Below are 8,176 nucleotides of genomic sequence, written 5' to 3'. Positions count from 1 at the left end.
CAAAGATTGACTAAAAGATAGTTTTTGACAATAATAAATAAAATAACACGCATTGGAAAATAACAGAAGTTAGATTTCAAAAACGGAAAGTGGATTATATTCAAGGGTTGCTTAAAAAGAGATTAAAGGTTAGGGGAAAATTTAAAATTTTGCAAAATTTATAAATTTCGCCAAATTTTGCTTGGCGAAATTTAACTAAAATTTATCTATAAATCCCCACACTTTCGCGTATTAGGCGCATTTTTTCACTTGCGATTTTTTGCGCCTTTTGCGCACCATAAGCCAAAATTTCATCTAGCTTTTTCTTATCAGCTAGCAACTCAGCATATTTTTCGCGCGCCTGTCCGAAATACTCACTCACAAGCTCGCCAAGATACATTTTAAAGTGTCCGTGTCCCTCGCCACCACGCTCATATCGAGCTTGCAAGGCTTTTTGTCCTTCTTGGTCTAAAAAGAGTTTTGCTATATTATAAACATTGCAGTTTTGCCACTGCTTTGGCGCTTCGAGCGGCTCAGATGTCGTAACAATCGAGCCGATTTGCTTTTTTTGCTCCTTTGGCGAAGAAAAAATATCAATCGTATTTCCGTAGCTTTTACTCATTTTTGCGCCGTCCGTGCCAGGGACTATTGCGACATTTTCACTGATTCTAGCGCTTGGCAGGGTTAAAATTTCGCCATGCGCGTTGTTAAATTTCAAAGCGATATCGCGCGCTATTTCGACATGCTGAATTTGATCTTTGCCCACAGGCACGCTCGTAGCGTCATATAGCAAAATATCAGCCGCCATTAGCACAGGGTATGAAAACAAATCGTGCTTGCTCTCAAAGCCCTTTGCGACCTTGTCTTTGTAAGCGTGAGCGCGCTCTAACAGCCCCATTGGCGTGTATCCGCTAAGTATCCAGTAAAGCTCCAAAACCTCTTTCACATCGCTTTGCACCCAAAATGTCGATTTTTCTGGATCGATTCCCAAAGACAAAAACGCCGCAGCCGCCTCATAAGTGCTCTCTTTGAGCTTCGCGCCCTCGCTAACAGAGGTGAGCGCGTGGTAGTTTGCGATGAACAAAAACAGCTCCTCGCCCGCATTTTGCGCATCTACCATTTGCTTAATGCTGGCAAAATAATTCCCCAAATGTAGCCTGCCTGAGGGTTGAAGCCCAGTTAGTGTGCGTGGATTTGAAATTTTAGATTTTTCACTCATTTTTTAACCTCTTTTTTGATAATTTTTAGTAATTTTTCGATAACTTCTTTTTGCGAATTTTTCTCTACATTTACGATATAATCGGCCTTGGCGCTGTATTTTTTATCCCTTTGCTCATGCAGGGCGCGCGCCTTTTTCAAATCAGCCAAAAGCGGTCGTTTTGCGATTTTTTTGCTAGCGTTTTGGCTAGAATTTATGCGCTTAATTATCGCATCGAAGCTCGATTTTAGGTAGATTACGGTGCCAATTTTGTTTAAATTTTTAACAGCATAAAACCCGCCGCCAGTCGAGATTATCGCGCCACTCACATTTTTTTCCAAAAATTTAGCGAGTTTTTTCTCTATTTTGCGAAATTCCACCTCGCCCTGCTCCTCGAAAATTTTGCGAATTTTTTTGTTTGCATAGCTTTCGATCATATCGTCGCAATCTATCGCAAACAGCCCGCTAGCCCCAGCCAAAGCGCGCGCGAAAGTCCCCTTGCCAACACCCATAAAGCCGATTAAGATTATATTTTTTGCGCTCATTTTTGCCCTTTTTTCAAATTTGCCTCGCCCTCATCGTCGTTTCCGCGATTTTTAGGGATTATGACCAAAGGCGTCCCGCTTAAATCGAATTTCTCTCTAAGTTTGTTCGCCAAATAGCGTTTATAGCTAAAATGTAGCGCGCGCGGGCGATTCATCACAAGCGCGATTTTAGGCGGAGCGAAGCCAAACTGCGCCGCATAGTAGATTTTCACGCTCTTGCCCTTATCGTGCGGAAGCGGGTGAGCTTTGGTCGCTTCTTCGATTAGCGCATTTAAATGGGCGGTTTTTATCTTTTGCGTGTAATTTTTATAAACCTGCAAAATCAGCGGGTAGAGCTTGTGTATGCGTTTGCCACCAAGCGCGCTTACACTAATAACCGGCGCGTAAGCTAGAAATTTAAATTTATCGCGCAAATCGCGCACCATAGCGTCAAATTCGGCCTCGCTTTTGTCCCATTTATTTAGCACGATTATCACGCCTAGCTCAAATTTAGCCGCAAGCCCTGCAATTCGCTCATCTAGCTCGCTAAATGGCTCAGAAGAGTCCAAAACCAAAAGCGCAATGTCTGAATTTTCTAAAATTTTCTCCGTTCTATTTAGCGCAAACCTTTCTATTCCCTCGATTTTACCGCGTTTTCTAATACCAGCAGTATCCACAAACTCAAACCTTCTCCCCTCAAATTCATAGCTTTCATTGACAGGATCTATCGTCGTACCAGCCACACTGCTTACCACCGAGCGTTCGTTTTTCACAAGAGCGTTTAAAAGGCTAGATTTGCCCACATTTACCCGCCCGATAATGCCTACATTTATGGTTTTGTTCTCGTAATACTCGCTCTCATCGCTCTCTTTGATTTCGCCATTATCGTCAAAATTTTCTAAAAAATCATCGAAATCCTCGCTCTCGTCCCCTCGCACAGGCGCAGGATCTAAGTGAGTATAAATCCAATCCCTAAGCTCGTCAATACCGGCATTATGGCTGACAGATAGTGCAAACATCTGCGCGCCAAATTCGTTAAATTCCCAGCTTCGCTCTTCATCTTTTTTGCTATCTACTTTATTTACGAGCAAAACTATCGGCTTGCCTAGCTTTTGCAAAGAAAAGAAAATTTTGCGATCCTGCTCATCTGGGAGCAGTTTGCCATCTACCATAAAAAGAATAATATCCGCATTTTGCGCCTCGGCTAGGGTTTTTGCCTGCACGCGCGCAAAAAGCTCGCTCGTATCATCAAGTCCGCCAGAATCGACTATCATCGCATTTCTATCATAAATTTGCACGGCGATTTTATTCGTATCCCTCGTGGTGCCTGAAACCTCGCTAGTAATGGCAATTCTTGCGTTTGCGAAGCGGTTAAAAAGGCTCGATTTCCCCACATTTGGGCGCCCTATTATCATCACTGTTTTCATAATACTTCCTTTGATTTTTCTCATTATAGCCAAATTTTATTAAGTAAATCAAAATTTAAAAACAGCTATAATTATAGGCTTTTTTGAGGGGTCAAATTTTGAAATACAACAGCTTTTTATTGCACCATTTAAGCATTTATTATATGTTGCTTGCGTGCTTTTACAACTCCATTGCAGGGACATTTGCTAAAATTTTAGCCATGCAAATCCCAGCCATTGAGGTCGTGCTGTTTCGAAATTTATTAGCCCTTTTTATCATTTTATATATCATGCGCAAAAATCGCAAAATTCAAGCCCAACCAAGCCGCGGCGGACATCCGTGGATGCTTGCTACGCGCGGAGTTATCGGGATTTTGGGCTTAATCGTGTTTTTTTACAACCTTACGCAACTAAGCCTAGGCGAGGCCTTTACCTTCCAAAAAACAGCGCCGATTTTTATCGCCGTGATTGCATATTTTGCGCTAAAAGAAAAATTATCCAAATTTGGCTGGTTTGCCGTATTTTTGGGCTTTGTGGGTATCGTTTTGGTGATACAGCCTCACTTTGGAATTCACGCTGGACATATTTTTGGGATTTTAAGCGGTCTGTTTGCCGCGATTGCGCTCACGGCTGTCAGGGAGCTGCGCAAGTATTACAGCGCAAATGTAATCATACTCTCAGCCCTGCTTGCAGGCACGCTAATGCCGATACTTTTCATGGCGATTGCCGAATTTATCGAAATTCCCGCGCTAAATTTTATGATTAGCAAATTTGTCATGCCAGATCTTGCTGGCTGGGGAATTGGCGCGATTTTGGGCGTTTGCGGGCTGTATTATCAATCCTATCTCACCAAAGCCTACGCGGCTACAAAAAAAGCAGGGATCGTCGCCACACTAAGCTACACGGATATTATTTTTTCGATGATTTTTGGGCTAGCTTTGGGAGATACGCTCCCAAATTTCACCGCACTTTGCGGAATCGCGCTGATAATTGCGGCTGGAATTTTGATCGCAAATAGGAGATAATTTTGGGTTATTCTAAATTTTGGCTCAAAAATTTAGGCGTGTATTATATGCTAATCGCTAGCTTTTATTTCGCGCTAAATGGAGCGCTAGCCAAGGTCATGGCAGAGCAAATGAGTAGCGTAGAAATCGTGTTTTTCAGAAACGCCGTGGGGCTAGCTATCGTGCTAATCTCGCTAAAAAGGCTAAAAAATTTCGGCGTGGGCGGGAAGCCTTGGCTACTTTTTTTCCGTGCATTTATCGGCAGCTGCGGGATTATAGCGACCTTTTATAATATCGCTCACATCGAGCTTGGCACGGCTTTTACCTTCCAAAAAACAGCCCCGATTTTCACCGCACTTTTCTCGTCGTTTTTCCTAGGCGAAAAGCTGAGCTTTAAAGGCTGGTGCGCCATAATGCTCGGTTTTGGCGGGATTTTGCTCGTTATTCAGCCTCACATTAGCATTGCGCCGACCGATATCATCGGCGTTTTTGGCGGTATGTGCGCGGGGCTAGCTTACACTAGCGTCAGGGAACTTCGCAAATACTACGCCACGGATATCATAATCCTAGTTTTCGTCTTTGGCGCTGCGCTTGTAAGCTCTGCGCTAATGTGCGCGGAATTTGCGCTAAGAGGAGGCGAGATTGAAATTTTAGGCGTGATTTCTAGTGCAAATTTAAGCAAATTTGCCTATTTTAACATGCCAAATCTCTTTGGCTGGGTTTTGGTCGCACTGCTAGGAATTAGCGGAATTTATTTCCAAAAATATATGACGCGCTCTTACGCAGCCTCCAAAAAAGCTGGCGTTGTGGCTGCGATTAGCTACACGGACATTATCTTTACGCTGATTTTAGGCGTCATGCTAGGCGATAGTTTGCCGAATTTAATGGCGTTTTTGGGGATTTTGGTCGTCATCGTAAGCGGAGTTTTAATCGCAAGAGAACGCTAAATTTAGCCGAATTTTAAAATTCCGCTGTCCGCAAGCTTGGATACTGCACCCGAAATTTTACCCATAAGCGCAATTGCAAAGAATTTTGCGCAAGCAAATTCGAAGCAATCTAGTAAAATTTAAAGCAAAATTCAACACAAATTTAGCATTGAACGATTTTTTAAATTTTAGGCTAAATTTTGAAATTCTTTGTAAGGGGGAGGGCGCGCTTTTTAGGAGACGCTACCCTCCCCCTTACCAACCCCCACCCCTGTAAAACCTTAAAATTTAGCTAGTTTTATTTTTACTGAAATGCTTCGCATTTCTTTGCAATTATAATGGATTGCGTAAATTTTAGCTCATAGCTCAAAATTTCAATATTGCCACACAAGCAAAGTTTGCTCGCAATGGCACTTAGTAGCAAAATTTCGGCGCAGTGTTTTTAAGGTTGCGTAAGCGAAATTTTGCAAAATTTCAAATTTTATTTCAACTCGCCCCAGCTAGTAGCGATATCTAGGCTCGTTACGAGCGGGACATTTAAATTCACGACATTTTGCATGATTTCCCTAATTTTCGCGCCAAATTCCTGCGCATACTCGCTTTTTACCTCAAAAATCAACTCATCGTGGATTTGCAAAATTAGTCTCGCATTTTCGTTTAAAAGTGGCGAAATTTCAACCATTGCTTTTTTGATAATATCCGCTGCCGAGCCTTGAAACTTCGTATTTACCGCCTCTCGCTCATAAGTGGCTAGAAGAAGCGGCGAAGCGTTAGCGAAATCAAAATACCGCCTGCGCCCAAAAAGCGTAGTGATAAATCCGTCGTTTTTGGCGCTGTTTTTTAGCCCCTCCAAAAACTCCTTAATCGTCGCAAACGAGGCGAAATATCGCTCGATATAGCCCTTGGCCTCATTTCGTGGAATTTGCAAATTTTGCGCTAGTTTGCTTGCCCCCATGCCATAAATCAAGCCAAAATTTATACTCTTTGCAATCGCCCTGTGTGCGGGTTCGCTATCGCCAAAAATGCTGATTGCAGTGCGCGAGTGTATGTCCTCGCCCGCCCCAAATGCCTGCAAAAGCGCAGGGTCCTTGCTAAAATGCGCCAAAAGTCTAAGCTCGATTTGCGAATAATCAAGCGAAAGCAGGCTATACCCCTCCTGCGCGATGAAGCAGTTTCGCATATCCTTCGCCAAAGCCCCACGCGCTGGGATATTTTGCAAATTTGGATTTTTGGAAGATAACCTGCCGGTGCTGGTTCCTGTTTGCATGAAATTTGAATAAATTCTGCTATTTTCGTTTTTCATCGCAAGGGCGTAAAGTGGCTCACAATAGGTGCTTTGAAGCTTGTAAAGCTCGCGGTAGGATAAAATTTTATCAATCACAGGGTGAGCGTCTTTGAGCCCCTCTAACACGCTCTCATCGGTGCTGTAACCTGTTTTGGTCTTTTTTTGGCACGGCAAACCCAAATGCTCGAAAAGCACCACGCCAAGCTGTTTTGTGGAGTTTATGTTAAAACTCTCGCCACTAAGCTCGTAAATTTCGTTTGTCAGCACCCTAAGCGAGCTTTCGTTGCGAGAAATCAGCTCGCTTAAATTTGGCTTTGAAATTTTAATTCCTGCATTTTCCATATCGCGCAAAACACGCACAAATGGGAATTCTAGCGTTTTTGCCAAATTTAGCAACTCTGGCGAGAGTAAATTTTGAAATTTAAAATAAAATTTCAAAGTTATCCACGCATCTTCGGCTGCGTATTTCGTGGCCTCATCAAACTCCAAACTCGCAAAAGTCTCGCCCTTAGCCACGATTTCTTCGAATTTAATCGTGTCATAGTCAAAATACCGCTTAGCCAAGCTATCCATACCCACGCTCTCGCTAGGATTTATGAGCCACGCTAAAATCATCGTATCAGCGAATTTGCGTGGCGGTTTTATGCCGAAATTTTGCTCTATGATATTAAAATCGTATTTTAAATTTTGCCCCACGACAAAGCCAGAAAAAATCCGTTCAATCGCCATTTTCGCCGAATTTAGCGAAATTTGTTCGCCCACGCCTAAGTAATTATGCGCAAGTGGCACATAATACGCCTTTTGCTCGTTGAAACAAAACGAAAAGCCCACGATTTTGGCGTTTTTGCTATCTAGCCCAGTGGTTTCGGTATCAAATGCCACGATAGTATCCTCGCTAATGCCCTCGCAAAGGCGCGCTAGCTCGCTCTCGTCCCTCACGCACACTGGCTTAAAAGCTAGGCTCTCTTCGCTTTTACCGCCCTCATTTTCGAGCGCAGAAAGAAGCTTGTGTAGCTCGTATTCGCGCAAAATTTCTTTGATTTTATGAAGCGGATTTTGCTCGGGAAAAACGGCGTTTTGCAATGGCGAAATTTCGACCTCATCGCAAAGCGTGGCAAGCTTTTGGCTCATAAAAGCTTCGTTTTTAGAGGCGATGAGATACTCGCGCTGTTTGTTTGGTGGCAAAAGCTCGATATTTTCGTAAATTTTATCCAAACTCCCCCACTCATCAAGCAGTTTTTTCGCCCCCTTTTCGCCTATGCCTTTTACTCCCGGGATATTATCTGCGCTGTCACCACAAATCGCCAAAAAATCAATGATTTGCTCGGGATAGACGCCGTATTTTTCATAGCATTCATCGCGGCCGTAGAGCATTTTTTTGGCATGGCTATAAATGCGCGTCTCGCCACCGATTAGCTGATAAAGGTCTTTGTCGCTGGTTACGATATTGATTTTATGCGTGTCGCGATAGGTTTTAACGACGCTTGCTATTAAATCATCGGCCTCATAGCCCTCTTTCTGTGCCGTGCAAAAGCCCATTTTTTCTATCATTTCTATGCAAACCGGAAGCTGTGCCAAAAGAGCGTCCGGCGGGGTTTGGCGATTTGTTTTGTAGTTTGGATCAATATCTGAGCGAAAGGTCTTGCCCTTGCTATCAAGGGCGAAAATTATATAATCACTTTTGAACTCTCGCTCCAAATTTGCGATGAAATTCGCAAATCCGCTCACCATGCCACTTGGCTTGCCACTTTTGGTCTTTAAGCTACTCATCGCGTAATACAGGCGGAAAAAAAAGCCAAAAGTGTCGATAATCGTGATAGTTTTCATATATTTCCTTAAATTTTGATTTTGCGT

At 43.1% G+C, this 8,176-nt stretch carries 6 protein-coding genes; 2 read left to right on the top strand and 4 right to left on the bottom strand.

Annotated features, from left to right (window positions below; all coding sequences use genetic code 11):
* Positions 1 to 202 precede the first annotated feature (202 nt).
* Genes trpS through der form a run of 3 tightly spaced genes read right to left on the bottom strand, consistent with a single transcriptional unit; the run spans position 203 to position 3,128 of the window.
* Entirely contained in the window at positions 203 to 1,198 is a 996-nt protein-coding gene (gene trpS / locus OFO00_RS06795; protein ID WP_270865411.1) for a tryptophan--tRNA ligase, read from the bottom strand.
* Positions 1,195 to 1,722 (bottom strand): shikimate kinase, encoded by a 528-nt coding sequence (locus tag OFO00_RS06790; protein ID WP_270862728.1) that lies wholly within the window; start codon positions 1,720 to 1,722, stop codon positions 1,195 to 1,197. The genes trpS and OFO00_RS06790 overlap by 4 nt, the downstream gene beginning before the upstream one ends.
* The gene (gene der / locus OFO00_RS06785) at positions 1,719 to 3,128 is read right to left on the bottom strand and encodes a ribosome biogenesis GTPase Der (protein WP_270859715.1); all 1,410 of its coding nucleotides are present in this window, start codon (positions 3,126 to 3,128) and stop codon (positions 1,719 to 1,721) included. Before der ends, OFO00_RS06790 begins: the two co-directional genes overlap by 4 nt.
* 98 nt (positions 3,129 to 3,226) lie before the next feature.
* Here der and OFO00_RS06780 point away from each other — a divergent pair, with 98 nt between their 5' ends.
* Both OFO00_RS06780 and OFO00_RS06775 read left to right on the top strand, forming a co-directional pair.
* A complete protein-coding gene (locus OFO00_RS06780) occupies positions 3,227 to 4,132 on the top strand; it encodes a DMT family transporter (RefSeq protein ID WP_270865410.1) in 906 nt (301 codons plus the stop codon).
* Between the two features lie 2 nt (positions 4,133 to 4,134).
* A complete protein-coding gene (locus OFO00_RS06775) occupies positions 4,135 to 5,058 on the top strand; it encodes a DMT family transporter (RefSeq protein WP_270865409.1) in 924 nt (307 codons plus the stop codon).
* 460 nt (positions 5,059 to 5,518) lie between these two features.
* Here OFO00_RS06775 and polA read toward each other — a convergent pair whose 3' ends face one another.
* Positions 5,519 to 8,149 carry a DNA polymerase I gene (gene polA / locus OFO00_RS06770; protein ID WP_270865408.1) on the bottom strand — a complete coding sequence of 877 codons (2,631 nt, stop codon included), beginning with the start codon at positions 8,147 to 8,149 and terminating at the stop codon, positions 5,519 to 5,521.
* Positions 8,150 to 8,176 lie beyond the last annotated feature (27 nt).

It is taken from the genome of Campylobacter sp. VBCF_04 NA7 (assembly GCF_027737405.1).
Classification (GTDB): domain Bacteria; phylum Campylobacterota; class Campylobacteria; order Campylobacterales; family Campylobacteraceae; genus Campylobacter_B.
The sequence above is the reverse complement of the archived record's forward strand: the minus strand, read 5'-3'. Positions and strand labels throughout refer to the sequence as shown.